The organism is Streptomyces sp. CY-1 (genome assembly GCF_047218265.1).
GTDB classification, from domain to species: Bacteria; Actinomycetota; Actinomycetes; order Streptomycetales; family Streptomycetaceae; genus Streptomyces; species Streptomyces niphimycinicus.
The window spans coordinates 1,068,234-1,087,061 of sequence record NZ_CP178393.1 but is presented as its reverse complement, the minus strand read 5'-3'; the positions used below and the strand labels follow the sequence as shown (position 1 = coordinate 1,087,061).

The following is an 18,828-nucleotide window of genomic DNA, read 5'->3' as shown; positions in this document are numbered from 1 at the left end:
CACTCGAAGCGGTGGGAGCAGCCATGAGCAGCAGCAGCCAGAGTGAACAGATCGTCGAAGCCCTGCGCGCCTCGCTGAAGGACAACGCCCGGCTGAAGCACGAGTACGACAAGGCGGTCGCGGCCACCTCCGCTCCCATCGCCATCGTCGGGATGGCCTGCCGGCTGCCGGGCGGGGTGAGCACACCGGAGGAGCTGTGGGAGCTGGTGTCCACCGGCGGTGACGGCATCTCCGGCTTTCCGGTGAACCGCGGCTGGGACCTGGACAACCTCTTCCACCCCGATCCGGACCACCCCGGCACCAGCTATGCCACGGAAGGGGGTTTCCTGCACGACGCCGGTGAGTTCGACGCGGGCTTCTTCGGCATCTCGCCCCGGGAGGCCGTGGCGATGGACCCCCAGCAGCGGATCATGCTGGAGCTGTCCTGGGAGGTGTTCGAGCGCGCCGGGATCGACCCGACCACCAAGCGGGGCGAGGACGTCGGTGTCTACTCCGGTATCGCCTTCCATGACTACGGCGCCGGTCTCGCCGAGGTCCCCGAAGGGCTGGAGGGCTTCATCCTCACCGGTGGCGCGGGAAGCGTGCTGTCCGGACGGGTCTCCTACGCACTCGGCCTCGAAGGCCCCGCCGTGACGATCGACACGGCGTGTTCGTCGTCGCTGGTGGCGTTGCACCTGGCGGCGCAGGCGCTGCGCGCGGGGGAGTGCTCGATGGCGCTGGCCGGTGGGGTCACCGTGATGGCGGCCTCCGACGCCTTCGTGGGCTTCTCCCGGCAGCGCGGACTGGCCCCCGATGGCCGGTGCAAGGCGTTCGCGGCGTCGGCGGACGGCACCGGGTTCTCCGAGGGCGCCGGTGTGCTGCTGCTGGAGCGCCTGTCCGACGCCGTCAGCGAGGGCCACCCGGTGCTGGCGGTGGTGCGCGGCTCGGCGGTGAACCAGGACGGTGCGTCCAACGGCCTCACGGCGCCCAACGGCCCGTCGCAACGGCGCGTCATCCGCCGGGCGCTGAGCAGCGCGCGGCTGTCGGCCGCCGAGGTGGACGTGGTGGAGGCACACGGCACGGGTACGGCGCTGGGCGACCCCATCGAGGCGCAGGCCCTGCTGGCCACGTACGGCCGGGACCGCGACCGCCCGCTGTGGCTGGGATCGGTGAAGTCGAACATCGGCCACACCCAGGCCGCCGCCGGGGCCGCGGGTGTGATCAAGATGGTGATGGCGATGCGGCACGGCCTGCTGCCGCGCACCCTGCATGTGGACGCTCCCACGCCGCAGGTGGACTGGTCGGCCGGCGCCGTGGAGCTGCTGACCAGCGAGCAGCCGTGGCCGGAGGCGGAACGGCCGCGCCGGGCCGCCGTATCGGGCTTCGGCATCAGCGGCACCAACGCCCATGTGATCCTCGAAGAGGCCCCGGCCGTCCAGTCCACCGAGCCCGGCTCGGCCGCCGAAAACGGTACGGCCACCGCCGCCACCGATCCGGCGCCGTCCTCGCCGACGCCACCGGTGTTCGACGATGGCCACGATGCCCCGGTCCCGCTTCTGGTGTCCGGGCGGGGCGAGTCGGGACTGCGCGCTCAGGCCCAGCGCCTGCTGTCGTTCCTGGACGAACGCCCCGCGGTGGCCCTGCCGGACCTCGGCTGGTCGCTGGCCTCCGGGCGGGCGGCCCTGGAGCAGCGTGGCGTGGTGCTGGCCGCCGACCGGGACGGTGCGCTGCGCGGCCTGACCGCACTGGCCCGGAACACCGCCGCACCCGAGGTGATCCGCGGCACCGGCCCGGCCACCGGCCATATCGCCTTCGTCTTCCCCGGCCAGGGCTCGCAGTGGCAGGGCATGGCGGCCGAACTGCTCTCCTCCTCACCGGCGTTCGCCACCCGGTTCGCCGAATGCGACGACGCGTTGGGACGCCACCTGGACTGGTCCGTCACCGATGTGATCCGGGGTGCCGACGGAGCGCCCTCCCTGGACCGGATCGAGATCCTGCAACCCGCGCTGTTCGCGGTGCATGTGTCCTTGGCGGCGGCGTGGGCGGCTGCCGGGGTCGAACCGGCGGCGGTGGTCGGCCACAGCCAAGGAGAGATCGCGGCGGCCTATGTGGCCGGGGTGCTGTCGCTGGAGGACGCGGCAAGGATCGTGGTCCTGCGCAGCGCCCTGTTCGCCGAGGAACTGGTGGGCAAGGGCGCGGTGGCCTCCGTGGCGCTGTCGGCCGACGCCGTGGAGAAGCGGCTGGCGGCCTGGGGCGAGCGGCTGGTGATCTCCGGACGCAACGGCCCCTCGGCGGTGACCGTCGCGGGCGAGGTGGCCGCGCTCGGGGAATTCGTGGCCGGCTGCAAGGCCGACGGGATCCGGGCGCAGGTCGTGGGCTCGACAGTGGCCTCGCACTGCGCCCAGGTCGACCCGTTGCGGGACCGCATCCTGGCCATGTTCGCCGACATCACCCCGCGCCGCGGACACATCCCGTTCTACTCGACGGTCACCGGCGGTGTGCTCGACACCGGCGAACTGGACGCCGAGTACTGGTTCCGCAACGCACGCCGGCCGGTGAACTTCGAGGGCGCCGTCCGCGAACTCCTCGCCGACGGATTCGGCTTCTTCGTCGAGTCCAGCGCCCATCCCGTGCTGGTGACGGCCCTCCAGCAGATGTTCGAGGACGCCGGGGCCGACGCGGTGGCCGTGGGCTCCCTGCGACGCGACGAGGGTGGTGCGCGGCGATTCCTCGCCTCCCTCGCCGAGGGCCATGTGGGCGGGCTGCCGGTGGACTGGTCGACGGTGTTCGCCGGTGCGGAGCCGCGCCGGGTCGAGCTGCCCACGTACGCCTTCCAACACCAGCACTACTGGCTGGAGTCGACCGAGACCTTCGGCGACGCGGCCGGGCTCGGCCTCGAACCGGCCCAGCACCCCCTGCTGGGCGCGGTCACCGAATTCCCCGAGTCCGGCGGTGTGCTGTTCACCTCCCGGCTGTCGCTGCGCACGCATCCATGGCTGGCCGACCACGCGGCGGCGGGCACGGTGCTGCTGCCCGGGGCGGCGTTCGTCGAGCTGGCGGTGCGCGCCGGTGACGAGGTCGGCTGTGGTGTGGTGGAAGAGCTCGTCATCGAGGCACCGCTCACCCTCGCCGAGGGCGACGGTGCCCGCCTTCAGGTGTTCGTGGGCGAGGCGGGCGACGCCGGGCGGCGCCCGCTCTCCGTACGCTCCCGCGCGGAGGGAAGTGGACCGGGGGCGGCCTGGACGCGGCACGCCACCGGTGTCCTGGCCCCGGCCGCCGCCACCACCCCGCCGGACACCGGCCTCACCCAGTGGCCACCTGCCGGGGCGGTCCCCGTGGACCCCGAACGGGTGTCGGAGGCGTACGAGGACATGGCCGCCGCCGGATACGGCTACGGACCGGCCTTCCGGGGACTGCGCGCGGTGTGGACCCGGGGCGAGGAGGTGTTCGCCGAGGTCGCACTCGCCGAGGACCAGGGGCTCTCGGCGGATGGCTTCGGCCTGCACCCGGTGCTGCTCGACTCCGCCATGCACGCCATCGCCTTCCGCGACCTCGGTGCCGAACAGGCCACGCTGGCGCTGCCGTTCGCCTACCGCGACGTCGCCCTGCACGCCGCCGGGGCGTCCGCCCTGCGCGTTCGCATCACGCCGAGCGGCCACGAGGAGGTGGCGCTTGAGCTGGCGGACACCGGCGGCGTGCCCGTTGCCGCCGTCGGATCGGTGGTGTCCCGGCCGGTGGCCACCGAACTGCTGGACACCGGCGCCTCCCCCGCCCGGGAGCGGATGTTCCGCGTCGGCTGGGACGAGCTTCCGGCGGCCGTGGCCGACACCACAGCGGACACACCGCACCCCGTACCGGTGGCGACCGCCGAGGACATCCGGGAACTGGCCGAGACCGCCGACCTGGGCGTTCCCGAGGCGCTGCTCCTGGACCTGACGCGCGAGACGCTGCTCCCGGACCTGCCGGGCGAGGCGCTGCTCCCGGACCTGGCCGGCGAGGACCAGGGGCCGAGCGCGAGTGGCGTACGGGAGGCCACCGGCCGGGTGCTGGAACTGCTTCAGACCTGGCTGGCCGCCTCCGAACTGGCGGATACCCGGCTGCTCGTGCTCACCCACGGCGCGGTGGCCGTGCACCACGACTGGGAGCTGACCGATCCCACCACCGCCGCCGTATGCGGTCTGCTGAGGTCAGCTCAGGCCGAGAACCCCGGGCGGATCACCCTGGTCGACACCGACCGGGCCCAGGCGTCCCTGGCCCTGCTGCCCAGCGTGTTCACCGTGGAAGAGCCGCAACTGGCCCTGCGCGACGGCATCCGCTACGCCCGTCGGCTGACCCGCGCGGACACCACCGGCGCGCTGGCCGTACCCGCGGGCGCGGCGGCCTGGCGGCTCGAGCCCGGCACCGACGGCACCCTCGAAGGTCTGGCCCTGCGCCCCGCGCCCGCCGCGCTGGAGCCGCTGTCAGCCGGTCAGGTCCGGATCGAGGTCCGGGCGGCGGGGCTGAACTTCCTGGACGTACTGGTCGCCCTCGACATGAACAGGGTCGATGCCACCATCGGCAACGAGGGCTCCGGAGTGGTCACCGAGATCGGCCCCGGAGTGGACGGGATCGGCGTCGGCGACCGGGTGATGGGGCTGTTCCCCGACGCCGTCGGCCCGCTGGCCGTGGCCGACCACCGCACCGTGGCCCGGATCCCGCACGGCTGGTCCTTCCAGCAGGCCGCCACCGTGCCGATGGCGTTCCTCACCGCCTACTACGGGCTCCGGGACCTCGCAGGTCTGCGAACCGGTGAGTCCGTACTGATCCACGCCGCCGCCGGCGGGGTCGGCATGGCAGCCGTACAGCTCGCCCGGCACTGGGGCGCCGAGGTGTTCACCACCGCCGCCCCCGCCAAATGGGACGCCGTACGCGCCACCGGAATCGGCGAACACCGGCTCGGCAACTCGCGCACGGTGGACTTCGAACCGCGCTTCCTGGACGCCACCCAGGGCCGGGGCGTCGATGTGGTGCTGGACAGCCTGGCCGGCGAGTTCGTGGACGCCTCGCTGCGGCTGCTGCCCCGAGGAGGCCGGTTCCTGGAGATGGGCAAGACCGACCTGCGGAGCCCCGAGGAGGTGGCAGCCACCCATCCCGGCGTCTCCTACCAGGCGTTCTCCCTCTACGAGGCGGGCAACGACCGCATCGGGGAGATGCTCCGCGAACTGGCCGAGCTGTTCGACCGGGGAGCGCTGCACCCGCTGCCGCTGAACACCTGGGACGTACGGCACGCCCCGGCCGCCTTCCGGTACATGAGCCAGGGGCGGCATATCGGCAAGAACGTGTTCACCCTGCCCCGCACCCCCGACGCCACCGGCACCGTCCTGGTCACCGGCGGCACCGGCTCCCTGGGCCGCCTGGTGGCCCGGCGCATGGTCACCGAGCACGGGATGCGCAACGTCGTCCTGGCCGGACGGCGCGGCAGGGCCGCCGAGGGGATGCCGGAGCTGGAGGAGGAACTCAACGCGCTGGGGGCCACCGTGCGCACGGTGGCCTGCGATCTCGCCGACCGGGAGGCGGTGGCCGCACTGCTCGGCTCGATCCCCGAGGACGCCCCGCTGACCGCCGTGGTGCACACCGCCGGTCTGCTAGACGACGGCGTCATCACCACCTTGACCCCGGAACGGCTGGACGCGGTGTTCCGCCCCAAGGTGGACGCGGTGCTCAACCTGCACGAACTGACCCGCGACCTCGACCTCGCCACGTTCCTCCTCTTCTCCTCCGGCGCGGGCACCTTCGACTCTCCCGGCCAGGGCAATTACTCCGCCGCCAACGCCTTCCTGGACGCACTCGCCCGTTACCGCCTCGCCAGGGGGCTGCCGGCCACCTCGCTCGCCTGGGGCCTGTGGGGGCAGGTCACCGACATGAGCGCACACCTGGACGACTCCGACCAGCGGCGCATGGCCAAGGGCGGCATGCTCGGCCTCTCCGTGCCCGAGGGCATGGAGCTGTTCGACACCGCGCTGCGCGGCCCCGACACCGTACTGGTCCCCGCCCATATGGACTTCGCCGCGCTGCGCGCCCTGGCCGGATCCGGCTCGCTGCCCGCACTGCTGCGCGCCCTCGTCCGGGCCCCGCGCCGGGCCGTCGACAACGCGGCGGCGGACACGGACGACCTGGTGAGCAGGCTGACCAGGGCAACCGCCGGCCAGCAGGAAAAGATCCTGCTCGACCTGGTCCAGCAGGAGGCCGCCGCCGTACTCGGTCACGCCTCGGCCGACCTGATCGAACCGAACCAGCCCTTCAAGGAGATCGGCTTCGACTCGCTCACCGCCGTGGAACTGCGCAACCGGCTCTCCCGCCGCGCCGGAGTACGGCTGCCCGCCACGCTCATCTTCGACCACCCCGCCCCCGCGTCACTCGCCCGCTATCTGCTGGCCGAACTGGGCCAGGAGGTCGACACCTCCGAGGTGCTGATGGCCGAGCTGGACACCGTGGCCGCGACCCTGGCCGAGGTGACCCCCGACGCCACGACCCACGCCACGGTGCTGGCCCGCCTCCAGCTCCTCGTAGAGCAGTGGGAGACCGCGGAAGGCGCCACAACCGCCGACGAGGACGAGGAGTTCGACGTGGACACCGCGACCGACGAAGCCATGTTCGAGCTCATCGACCGGGAATTCGGCACATCGTGACCGCCGTGCCCCGCGCGACCGACCACCGCACCCCGCCGACCCCCCAGCACACGCCACCGTTTCCTTCAGGAGCGAACACTCATGGCAGATGACGGGAAGCTGCGCGAATACCTCAAGCGCGTGCTGGCGGACGCCCGCCGTTCCCAGAAGCGGGTCCGCGAGCTGGAGGCCGAGAAAACGGAGCCGATCGCGATCGTCGCGATGGCCTGCCGGCTGCCGGGCGGAGTGTCCTCCCCGGAGCAGCTCTGGGACCTGGTGCTGCACGGGCGGGACGGCATCACCGGCTTCCCGGTGAACCGCGGCTGGGATCTGGCGCACCTGTTCCATCCGGACCCCGACCACCGGGGCACCAGCTACGTAAACGAGGGCGGCTTCCTGCACGACGCCGGGGAGTTCGACGCGAGCTTCTTCGGGATCTCCCCGCGCGAGGCGGTCACCATGGATCCGCAGCAGCGCATCATGCTCGAGCTCTCCTGGGAGGCGTTCGAACGGGCCGGAATCGACCCGAGCACGTGGCGCGGCAGGGACGTCGGTGTCTTCTCCGGGTTCGCGGGCAGCGACTACGGCGCCGGGCTGCCGGAGTTGCCGGAGGCCCTGGAGAGCTATCTGATGACCTCCGACGCCGGAAGTGTGCTGTCCGGCCGGATCTCCTACACCTTCGGGTTCGAGGGCCCCGCCGTCACGGTCGACACCGCGTGCTCCGCGTCCCTGGTGGCCCTCCACCTGGCGGCGCGGGCCCTGCGAGCGGGAGACTGCTCGATGGCGCTGGCCGGTGGCGTCACCGTCCTCGGCACCCCCCGGGCGTTCATCGGCTTCTCACGCCAGCGCGGACTCGCCGCCGACGCGCGCTGCAAGGCATTCGCCGCGGCGGCGGACGGCACCGGCTTCTCCGAGGGCGCCGGAGTGCTGCTGCTGGAGCGGCTGTCGGACGCGGAGCGGAACGGCCATCGGGTGCTGGCGGTGGTGCGGGGCAGTGCGGTGAACCAGGACGGCGCGTCAAATGGTCTGACGGCGCCGAACGGCCCCTCGCAGCAGCGTGTCATCCGGCAGGCGCTGGCCCATGCACGCCTCACCGCCACCGATGTGGACGCGGTGGAGGCCCATGGGACGGGCACGGCTCTGGGCGACCCGATCGAGGCACAGGCGCTGCTGGCCACATACGGCCAGGGGCGGCCGGAGGACCGTCCGCTGTGGCTCGGCTCGCTCAAGTCCAACATCGGTCATACCCAGGGAGCGGCGGGCGTGGCCGGTGTCATCAAGATGGTGATGGCCCTGCGGCATGGGGTGTTGCCGAGGACGTTGCATGTGGATGAGCCGTCGCCGCAGGTGGATTGGTCGGCGGGTGCGGTGGAGTTGTTGACCGAGGGGCGGGTGTGGCCGGAGGTGGGGCGTCCGCGTCGGGCCGGGGTGTCGGGATTCGGGGTGAGTGGGACGAACGCCCACGTGATTCTGGAGCAGGCTCCGGACGTGCCTGACCTTGCCCCCTCCGCACCACCGGAGCTGCCGGGTGGTCTGGCGCTTCTTCCGGTGTCCGCGCGGGGCGAGGGCGCGCTGCGTGCCCAGGCGCAGCGGTTGCTGTCCTTTCTGGATCAGCGGCCGGATCAGGATCTCGGTGAGTTCGCTGTTGCGTTGGGTTGTGGGCGGGCGGGGTTGTCGGATCGTGCGGTGGTGGTGGCGGGGGATCGGGGTGAGGCGTTGGCGGGGTTGGGTGCGGTGGTGCGGGGTGAGTCGGCTGTGGGGGTGGTGTCGGGTTCGGTGGTGCGTGGTCGGTTGGGGGTGTTGTTCGCTGGTCAGGGGTGTCAGCGGGTGGGGATGGGGCGTGGTCTGTACGAGGTGTTCCCGGTGTTCCGGGATGCCTTCGACGCGGTGTGTGATGCTCTGGATCGTGAGTTGGGTGTGGGTGGTGTGTCGGGTTCGGTGCGGGATGTGGTGTTCGGGGGTGGGGGGTTGTTGGGGCGGACGGTGTTTGCTCAGGCGGGGTTGTTCGCGGTGGAGGTGGGGTTGTTCCGGTTGGTGGAGTCGTGGGGTGTGGTGGTGGATGTGGTGGGTGGGCATTCGGTGGGTGAGGTGACGGCGGCGCATGTGGCGGGTGTGTTGTCGCTGGAGGATGCGGTGGTGTTGGTGGCGGCGCGGGGCCGGTTGATGGAGGCGTTGCCGGAGGGTGGGGTGATGGTGGCGGTGGGTGCGGGTGAGGGGGAGGTGCGGTCGTTGCTGGTGCCGGGGGTGGATATCGCCGCGGTGAACGGTCCTGCGGCGGTGGTGCTGTCCGGTGATGAGGAGCCGGTGTTGCGGGTGGCGCAGGAGCTTTCGGGGCGGGGGTGTCGGACGAGGCGGCTGGCGGTTTCGCATGCGTTCCACTCCGCGCGGATGGAGCCGATGTTGGCGGAGTTCCGGGAGGCGATCGCCGATGTGTCGTTCGCCGCGCCGGTGATTCCCCTGGTGTCGAATGTGACGGGGGCGTTGGCGGAGGCGGACATGGTGTGTGCGCCGGAGTACTGGGTGGAGCATGTGCGTTCGGCGGTGCGGTTCGCGGATGGTGTGGGGGCGCTGGCCGAGTATGGGGTGAGTACGTATCTGGAGCTGGGTCCCGATGGCACGCTGTCCGCGATGGGCCGCGAGTGCCTGGACGAGGGGCACGCCGCCTTCGTACCGGCCCTCCGTCGGGAGGGCGACGAGACCCGTGCCCTGGTCACGGCTCTGGCCACCTGCTACACGCGTGGTGTGCACCTGGACTGGGCGACCGTGCTGGGCGGACCGCGGACCGCTTCAGTTGACCTGCCGACGTATGCGTTTCAGCGGGAGCATTACTGGTTGGTGGGGGAGCGGCGGGGTGTGGGTGATGTGGCGTCCGCGGGGTTGCTGGGTGTGGGGCATCCGTTGTTGGGGGCGGTGACGGAGGTTCCGGGGTCGGGTGAGGTGTTGTTCGCCTCGCGGTTGTCGTTGGGGTCGCATGCGTGGCTGGCTGATCATGTGGCTGCGGGTGCGGTGTTGTTGCCGGGTGCGGCGTTTGTGGAGTTGGTGGTGCGGGCTGGGGATGAGGTGGGGTGCGGTGGGGTGGAGGAGTTGGTGATGGAGGCTCCGTTGGTGTTGGCGGAGGACGGGGCGGTGCAGGTGCGGGTGAGTGTGGGGGAGGCCGATGAGGGTGGTCGGCGTGGGGTGCGGGTGTATTCACGGGCAGAGGATGCCGGTGTGGGTGCTGCGTGGGTGCGGCATGCCACCGGGACGTTGCGTCCAGCGGAGGGGATCGCCGTCCCCGACGTGGGTTTGTCGGTGTGGCCTCCGGTGGGTGCGGTGGCGGTGGATCCGGTGGAAGTGGAGGGCTTGTACGAGGGTCTGGAGCGGGCTGGGTATCGGTATGGGCCGGTGTTTCAGGGGGTGCGGGCGGCGTGGCGGTCGGAGGGTGCGGTGTATGCGGAGGTGGCGCTGCCGGAGGAGCATCGGGTTCACGCGGCGGGGTTCGGACTGCACCCGGCACTCCTCGACGCGGCCATGCACGCGGCCGCTTTCCAGCACCGTGCGGAACGCGCCGATCAGCGGACAGCCCTTCCCTTCGTCTGGCGGGATGTGGCGCTGCACGCCACGGGTGCCACGGCCTTGCGGGTACGAGTGGTCCCCACCGGAGAGGACACCCTGACCCTGGACCTGGCCGATGAGTCCGGTGCCCCAGTTGCTTCCGTGGGCTCGATGGTGTCCCGCCCGGTCGAGTCCGAGCAGTTCAAGACCGCCGCGACACACGACCGTCTGCTCCGCCCGGCATGGGAGGAGACGGCGTTGACACCGGACGGCACCCCACTGAACACGGTGCGGGTGGCCACGGCCGAGGACGTACGCGCACTGGCCGAGCGAGGCGGGCCGTTCGACGCCGTGACGGTCGAGGTGACCGACACCGGGAGCGTGCGCGAGCTGACCAGTCGCGTACTGGAGGTCGTCCAGGCGTGGTCGACCGAACCCGCGCTGGACAGCACACGGATGGTCGTGCTGACCACAGGTGCGGTCGGCGTCGACCCGGGCGAGCGGGTCGACCCTGCCGTCGCCGCCGCCTGGGGGCTGGTCGGCACCGCGCAGTCGGAGAACACCGGGCGCATTCTGCTGGTGGACGTCGACAACGAGCCGTCCTCGTACGCGACGCTGAGCACCCTCGTCCCCGCTCTGTTCGCCGCCGATGAGACGCAGGCAGCGGTCCGGTCGGGAGCATGTTTCCTGCGACGGCTCACGCGTGTCGTGGAGGTGCCCGAGGCGGGGCCCGGGGGCGTGGGTTCTGGTGGGACGGTGTTGGTGACGGGTGGTACGGGGGCGTTGGGTGCGGTCGTGGCGCGGCATCTGGTGGCGGTGCATGGGGTGCGGAGCCTGGTGTTGGCGAGTCGGAACGGGCCTGAGGCCGCTGGCGCCGCCGAGTTGGAGGCGGAGCTGGTGAAGGCGGGGGCGCGCGTACGCATCGTGGCGTGTGATGTGTCGGATCGGGACGCGGTGGCCGGGCTGCTGGATGTGGTTCCAGTGGATGTTCCGTTGTCGGCGGTGGTGCATACGGCCGGTGTTCTGGACGACGGTGTGCTGACGGCGTTGACGCCGGAGCGTATGGATGCGGTGTTCCGGCCGAAGGTGGACGGGGCGTTCCATCTGCATGAGCTGACCCGGGACCTGGACCTGTCGGCCTTCGTCCTGTTCTCCTCAGCCGCCGGTACTTTCGGCAGTTCGGGGCAGGGCAACTACGCCGCCGCCAACGCCTACCTCGACGCGCTGGCACAGCACCGGGCCGCCCACGGGCTTCCCGCGATCTCCCTCGGCTGGGGTATGTGGGCCCAGGACGAGGGCATGACCGCCCAACTCGGCGACACCGACCACCGTCGGCTGGCACGCGACGGACTCGCCGCGCTGTCCCCGGCCGAGGGGATGGAACTCTTCGACACCGCGCTGCGTACGGCCGAACCCATGGTCCTCCCCATCAAGCTGGACCTCGGCGCACTGCGGGCCCAGGCCGTCACCGGGGCGGTGCCGCCGCTGCTGCGCGGGCTGGTCCCCCAGCCCCGGCGGATCCGGCAGAAGGCCCGGTCGGCGCATGCGCACGACGCCGACGCGCTCACCGTACGGCTGGCCGGGGCGGGCTCCACGGACCGGCAGGCGATCCTTCTCGACCTGGTCCGGCAGGAGGCGGCGTATGTGCTCGGCTACGCATCGGTCGGTCGTATCGGGCCGGATACCGCGTTCACCGACGTCGGCTTCGACTCGCTCACGGTGATAGAGCTACGGGACCGGCTCCTCGCCCGCACCGGGCTGCGACTCCCCGCCACGTTCGCCTTCGACTTCCCCACCCCGCTGACCCTGGCGGACCACCTGACCACTCACCTGAGCGCCGACACCACACAGGACCCGGTACTGGACGAAGTGGCGAGGCTCGAAGAACTGGTGGCCGCACGGCCACCGGACAGCGCCAAGGACACCGGCGCCGCCGCCCGGCTCCGGGCCCTGGCGGCCAAGCTCAGCACCGATGCCCCCGGGCCGCCCGGAGGCACCGATATCGAGGCGACGCTCGAAGCGGCGTCGGTCGACGACGTACTGGCCTTCATCGACGACGAGTTCGGAATCGTGGACCCGTCGGACTCCGACCGCGCCTACGAGTGAAAGGGAAGGTGACCTCCGGTGGACAACGACGACAAGTTGGTCCGGTACCTCAAGCGGGTGACCGCCGACCTGCACCAGGCGCGACAGCGGCTCACCGAGATCGAGGCCGGCCTGTCGGAGCCGATCGCGATCGTGGGGATGGCGTGCCGGTTGCCGGGCGGGGTGACCACGCCGGAGGAGCTGTGGGACCTGGTGGTGTCCGGCGGCGACGCGGTCGGTGGGTTTCCGGAGGACCGCGGCTGGGACCTGGAGAACCTCTTCGATCCGGATCCGGATCACCCGGGCACCAGCTATGTCCGCGAGGGTGGCTTTCTGCGCGACGCGGGGCAGTTCGACGCGGGCTTCTTCGGGATCTCGCCGCGTGAGGCGCTGGCGATGGATCCGCAGCAGCGGTTGCTGCTGGAGACGTCGTGGGAGGCGTTGGAGCGCGCCGGAATCGACCCAACGGGCCTGCGCGGTAAGGACGTCGGTGTCTACTTCGGCACCCTCAACCAGGACTACGCCACGGATGTGGACACGGTCCCCGAGGGGGTGGAGGGCTACCTGATGACGGGCAGCTCGGCGAGCGTACTCACCGGGCGGGTCGCCTATGAGCTGGGGTTCGAGGGCCCGGCGATGACCATCGACACGGCATGCTCATCCTCACTGGTGGGCTTGCATCTGGCCGCGCAGGCGCTGCGGTCGGGGGAATGCTCGATGGCGCTGGCCGGAGGCGCCACCGTCATGTCCACCCCCAGCGCCTTCGTCGGCTTCTCGCGGCAGCGCGGCATGGCCGAAGACGGCCGCTGCAAGTCGTTCGCGGCGTCGGCGGATGGTACGGGGTGGGCCGAGGGTGTGGGCGTACTGGTGCTGGAGCGGTTGTCGGACGCGGAGCGGCTTGGCCATCGGGTGTTGGCGGTGGTGCGGGGCAGTGCGGTGAATCAGGACGGTGCGTCCAACGGACTGACGGCGCCGAATGGTCCGTCGCAGCAGCGTGTCATCCGGCAGGCGTTGGCCGGGGCGGGGTTGGTGGCCACGGATGTGGATGCGGTCGAGGGACATGGCACGGGCACCACGCTGGGTGATCCGATCGAGGTTCAGGCATTGATGGCGACCTATGGGCAGGATCGGCCTGAGGGGCGTCCGCTGTGGTTGGGGTCGTTGAAGTCGAATATTGGTCATGCTCAGGCGGCTGCTGGTGTGGCTGGTGTGATCAAGATGGTGATGGCGTTGCGGTGTGGGGTGTTGCCGCGGACGTTGCATGTGGATGAGCCGTCGTCGCAGGTGGATTGGTCGGCGGGTGCGGTGGAGTTGTTGACCGAGGAGCGGGTGTGGCCGGAGGTGGGGCGTCCGCGTCGGGCCGGGGTGTCGGGGTTTGGGGTGAGTGGGACGAATGCGCATGTGATTTTGGAGCAGGCTCCGGACCGGTCGGGGGGTGGTGTCCCGAGGCCGGAGGTGCCTGGTGGTGTGGTGCCGTTGGTGGTGTCGGGGCGTGGCGATGCGGGGTTGCGGGCGCAGGCGCGGCGCTTGTTGGACGTCATCGAGCGAAGGCCGGATGTGGATCTGGACCATCTGGCACGGTCATTGGCGGCGTCGCGGGCGGCGTTGTCGGAACGCGCGGTGGTGCTGGCGGGCGACCGGAGTGAGGCCGTGGCGGGGTTGGAGGCCGTGGCGGGAGGTGAGGTGGCCGGTCGAGATGTAGTGGGAAGGGCGGACGCTCAGGGCCGGGTGGTGTTTGTTTTTCCTGGTCAGGGGGCGCAGTGGGTGGGTATGGGGGCTGAGTTGTTGGAGTCGTGTGGGGTGTTTGCGGAGGCTTTGGGGGAGTGTGCGGGGGTGTTGGATGCGTTGACGGGGTGGTCGTTGGTGGATGTGGTGCGGGGTGTTGAGGGTGGGGTGTTGTTGGATCGGGTGGATGTGGTGCAGCCGGTGTCGTTTGCGGTGATGGTGTCGTTGGCGCGGGTGTGGATGGCGGCGGGTGTGGTGCCGGGTGGGGTGGTGGGTCATTCGCAGGGGGAGATTGCGGCGGCGTGTGTGGCGGGTGGGTTGTCGTTGGAGGATGCGGCGCGGGTGGTGGTGTTGCGGAGTCGGGCGGTTGCGGCGGGGTTGTCGGGTCGTGGCGGGATGGTGTCGTTGGGTGTGGGTGTGGAGGAGGCTGGGCGGCTGGTTGTGGGGTGGTCGGGTCGGGTGGAGGTGGCGGCGGTGAATGGGCCGTCGTCGGTGGTGGTGGCTGGTGAGGTGGCGGCGCTGCGGGAGTTGGTGGAGGAGTGCGGGGGTGCGGGGGTGCGGGCGCGGTGGGTGGATGTGGATTACGCCTCGCATACGGCGCAGGTTGAGGCGGTGGAGGAGGAGCTTGCCGGGTCGTTGTCGCAGATCCGGCCGGTGTCGTCCCGTATCCCGTTTTTTTCGACGGTGGAGGCGGGGTGGGTGGACACGGCGGAGTTGGATGCGGGGTACTGGTACCGCAACCTGCGGAGCACCGTACGGTTCGCCCCGTCGATTGACCGGTTGATCGAGGAGGGCTTTGCCGCGTTTGTCGAGGTGAGTGCGCATCCGGTGCTGACGATGAGCATCGAGGCGGCGGTCGAGCAGGCGGACGACGCGGGACCGGTTGTGGTGACCGGGACACTCCGCCGGGACGAGGGCGGCATGCGCCGCGTGCTCACCTCCCTGGGCGAGGCGTACGTACGCGGTGTCCCCGTCGACTGGAGGGTGCTGCTCGGCGACATCCCGGCGCATGCCGCCCTGGACCTGCCGACCTACGCCTTCCAACACCAGCACTACTGGCTGGGACGGCGAGGTGAAACGGTGGACGCGGCCGCGCTGGGACTTGCCCGGGCCGACCACCCGCTGTTGGGCGCCGTCACCGAGCTGCCGGAGTCGGGGGGCCTGCTGTTCACCTCTCGACTGTCGCTGCGTACGCATCCATGGCTGGCCGATCACGCGGCGGCGGGCACCGTACTCCTGCCCGGGGCGGCGTTCGTGGAGCTGGCGGTGCGCGCCGGTGACGAGGTCGGCTGTGGTGCCGTGGAAGAGCTGGTCGTGGAAGCGCCGCTCACCCTGCCCGAGCGCGACGGTGTGCAGGTGCGGGTGAGCGTCGGCGCACCGGACGATTCCGGCCGTCGCCCGGTGGCGGTGCACTCACGTGACCAGGACGACGCCTCAGAGGCGCCCTGGACTCGCCACATCAGCGGCACGCTGGCCCGGGACACCCCCGATGAGCTGGACGCGGACCTGACGCAGTGGCCACCCACCGGGGCGGTGGCGGTCCCGGAGGAGCGGGTGCGCGGCGTGTATGAGGAGCTGGAGGCCGGCGGATACGGATACGGCCCGGCCTTCCGTGGTCTGCGGGCCGCGTGGACGCGGGGTGACGAGATCTTTGCCGAGGTCACCCTGCCCGAGGAACTGTCGGCCGACGCCACCGCGTTCGGGCTGCATCCCGCACTGCTCGACGCGGCCCTGCACGCCACCGCGTTCCGCGACCGTGCCGAGACCCAGACAGGGCCCACACTGCCGTTCGCCTATCGCGGAGTCTCCCTGCACGCCTCCGGCGCCTCGGCACTGCGCGTACGTATCACGCCCAATGGCAAGGACGGCGTGGGCCTTCGACTGGCCGATCCGAGCGGGGCGGCGGTCGCGGTGGTCGAGTCGTTGGTGTCACGGCCCATGCCGACGGCGCTGCTGGACGCGGCCACACGGAGGTCGACGGATCAGATGTTCCTCGTGGGGTGGGAGGAGCTGCGGGTCGCCGCCGCCGACGCGCCAGTGGACACCGTCTCCGTGCACACCGCGCAGGACGTACGGCAGTTGGCCTCGCGAGCCGTCGCACCGCCGATCCTGCTGTATGAGATCGGCCCCGGCGAGGCCGTACGTGACGACACCGGCGCGGCCCGCGCGCGTGAACTGACCGGCCAGGTGCTGGACGTGTTGCAGACGTGGCTGACCGAGCCCGCGCTGGAGGACTCTCGACTGGTGGTACTGACGCGCGGCGCCGCAGGGGTGCGGGACGCCGATCCGGTGGACCCCGCGGTCGCCGCCGCCTGGGGGCTGGTCGGCACCGCGCAGTCGGAGAACCCCGGGCGGATCCTGCTGCTCGACCTGGACGACGCACCGGCCTCCACCAAGGCCCTGCCCACACTGCTGCCAGCCCTGCTCGCCGGAGACGAACCACAGCTCGCGCTGCGCGGAGGCGTCTGCCATCTGCGCCGCCTGACCCGGGCGACGGCCGACGAGGCGCTCGTGGCGCCGGGGGGAGAGCCCGCGTGGCGGCTGGGCACACGTGGTCCGGGAACGCTGGAGGGCCTGGCGCTGCTGCCGTCACCGACGGCGCTGGCGCCACTTCCCCCGGGCCATGTCCGGGTCGAGACACGTGCCGCGGGGCTCAACTTCCGCGATGTGCTGATGGCGCTGGGCATGTACCCCGGCGAGATCAGCATCGGCAACGAGGGCGCCGGTGTGGTCACGGAGGTCGGCCCAGGTGTCACCCGCTTCGCACCGGGCGACCGGGTCATGGGGCTCTTCGAGGGTGCGGGCGGCCCCATCGCCGTCGCCGACTGCCTCACCCTCGTACACATCCCCGACGGGTGGTCCTTCGAGCAGGCGGCCGCGGTCCCCTGCGTGTTCCTCACCGCCTACTTCGGGCTGCGGGACCTGGCCCGGCTGGAGCCTGGGGAGTCGGTCCTGATCCATGCCGCCGCCGGTGGCGTAGGCATGGCCGCCGTGCAGTTGGCCCGGCACTGGGGCGCTGAGGTCTATGGCACGGCCGGGCCGGCCAAATGGGACGCGGCGCGCGCCGCCGGTGTCCCGGAGGGACGGCTGGCCAACTCCCGGACACTGGAGTTCGAGCAGCGCTTTCTCGAGATGACCGGGGGCCGTGGCTTCGATGTGGTGCTGGACGCCCTCGCCGGTGACTTCGTCGATGCCTCGCTCCGACTGCTGCCCAGGGGCGGCCGTTTCATCGAGATGGGCAAGAGCGATATCCGGGACGCCGAAGAGGTGGGCATTCAGCACCCCGGCGTGGCCTATCGGGCGTTCGACCTGGCCGAGGCGGGTGGCGAGCGCATCCAGCGGATGCTGACCGAGCTGGTCGACCTCTTCGAGAAGGGGGTGCTGACCCCGTCGCCGATGACCGTATGGGACATCCGGCGCGCTCCGGCCGCCTTCCGGTTCATGAGCCAGGCGCAGCACATCGGCAAGAACGTGTTCACCCTGCCGCGCCGACTGGATCCCGAGGGCACCGTACTCATCACGGGTGGCACCGGATCGCTGGGCAAGGTGGCCGCCCGGCGCCTGGTGACCGAGCACGGCGTGCGGAATCTGGTGCTGACCAGCCGGAGCGGACCCCAGGCCGCCGGCGCGGCCGAGCTGGAGCGGGAACTGACCTCACTCGGCGCACGGGTACGGATCGCCGCCTGCGATGTGGCAGACCGCGACGCCCTGGCCGAGCTGCTGTCCTCGCTGCTCGGCGACGCGCCGCTGACCGCCGTGGTGCACAGCGCCGGTGCGCTGGACGACGGTGTGATCACCGCATTGACCAGGCAGCGACTGGACACGGTCTTCGCCCCGAAGGCGGATGCCGCACTCCATCTGCATGAGCTGACCCGACACCTGGATCTGGCGTCCTTCGTGCTGTTCTCCTCGGCCGCGGGGACGCTGGGCAGCTCGGGGCAGGGCAGCTATGTGGCGGCCAACGCCTTCCTGGACGCGCTGGCACATCGACGCCGCGCCCAGGGCCTCCCGGCCATCTCCCTGGCCTGGGGGCTGTGGGCACAGGGCGCGGGAGTCGGGCTGACCGGCCACCTCACCGACGCCGACCAGCAACGCATGGTGCGCGGGGGAGTGGCCGGACTGTCGGAGACCGAAGGCGGGGAACTGTTCGACACCGCATTGCACATGCCCCAGCCGGTGGTGCTCCCCATGAAACTGGACCCAGGCGCACTGCGGGCCGAGGCCGCCACCGGACCGGTGCCACCATTGCTCCGTGGCCTCGTCCGGCAGACTCGGCGCACCGCTCGGACCGCCGCCGATATGGACGCCTTCACCCAGCGCCTGACCAGGGCCACGGCCGAGGAGCAGGAACAGATCCTGCTCGGCCTGGTCTGCCGGGAAGCCGCTCGGGTACTGGGCCACGCCTCCGCTCACGCCATCGGGCCGGACCTGGCGTTCAACGAAATCGGCTTCGACTCCCTCACGGCGGTGGAACTGCGCAACCGCCTGGCCAACCACACCGGGATACGCCTCCCGGCCACGCTGGTCTTCGACTATCCGACGCCCACCGCCCTGATGCGCCACCTGCGGATGAAACTCTGCCCGGACGCTCCGCCCGCGCAGAGCCACACCGGCAGCGAGGAGGGCCTGCGCCGCGCGCTGGCCAGGACACCGCTGAGCCGCTTCCAGGAGCTGGGCATCCTGGACACCCTCATGACGCTGGTCCGGGAACCGGAAGCGGAGCAGTCGGCGGACGGGCAACGGGGGGAAGAGCAACAGGCGGACGGGCGGTCGGCCGCCATGATCGCCGATATGGACGTCGCCAGTCTGGTGCAACGAGCCATGAACAAGGCCGGGAAGTAATGTCGGTTCGAAATGC

Annotated in this window: 3 protein-coding genes; all 3 read left to right on the top strand. The window is 71.3% G+C overall.

The features are described from left to right. Positions 1-23 precede the first annotated feature (23 nt). The 3 genes from ACK1X7_RS04630 (at position 24) to ACK1X7_RS04620 (ending at position 18,812) form a co-directional block, all read left to right on the top strand. Entirely contained in the window at positions 24-6,647 is a 6,624-nt protein-coding gene (locus ACK1X7_RS04630; protein ID WP_413114668.1) for a type I polyketide synthase, read from the top strand. Between the two features lie 120 nt (positions 6,648-6,767). Beyond that, positions 6,768-12,266, top strand: coding sequence for a type I polyketide synthase (locus tag ACK1X7_RS04625; protein WP_413116844.1), 5,499 nt, complete (start codon positions 6,768-6,770; stop codon positions 12,264-12,266). Positions 12,267-12,284: 18 nt separating this feature from the next. Then, complete coding sequence (locus tag ACK1X7_RS04620) at positions 12,285-18,812, top strand: SDR family NAD(P)-dependent oxidoreductase (protein WP_413114667.1); 6,528 nt, start codon at positions 12,285-12,287, stop codon at positions 18,810-18,812. The last annotated feature ends 16 nt before the right edge of the window (positions 18,813-18,828 follow it).

Excerpts from the sequence above, each read along its gene's own strand:
- ACK1X7_RS04630 (WP_413114668.1), top strand. The coding sequence starts at position 24 with ATGAGCAGCAGCAGCCAGAGTGAACAGATCGTCGAAGCCCTGCGCGCC.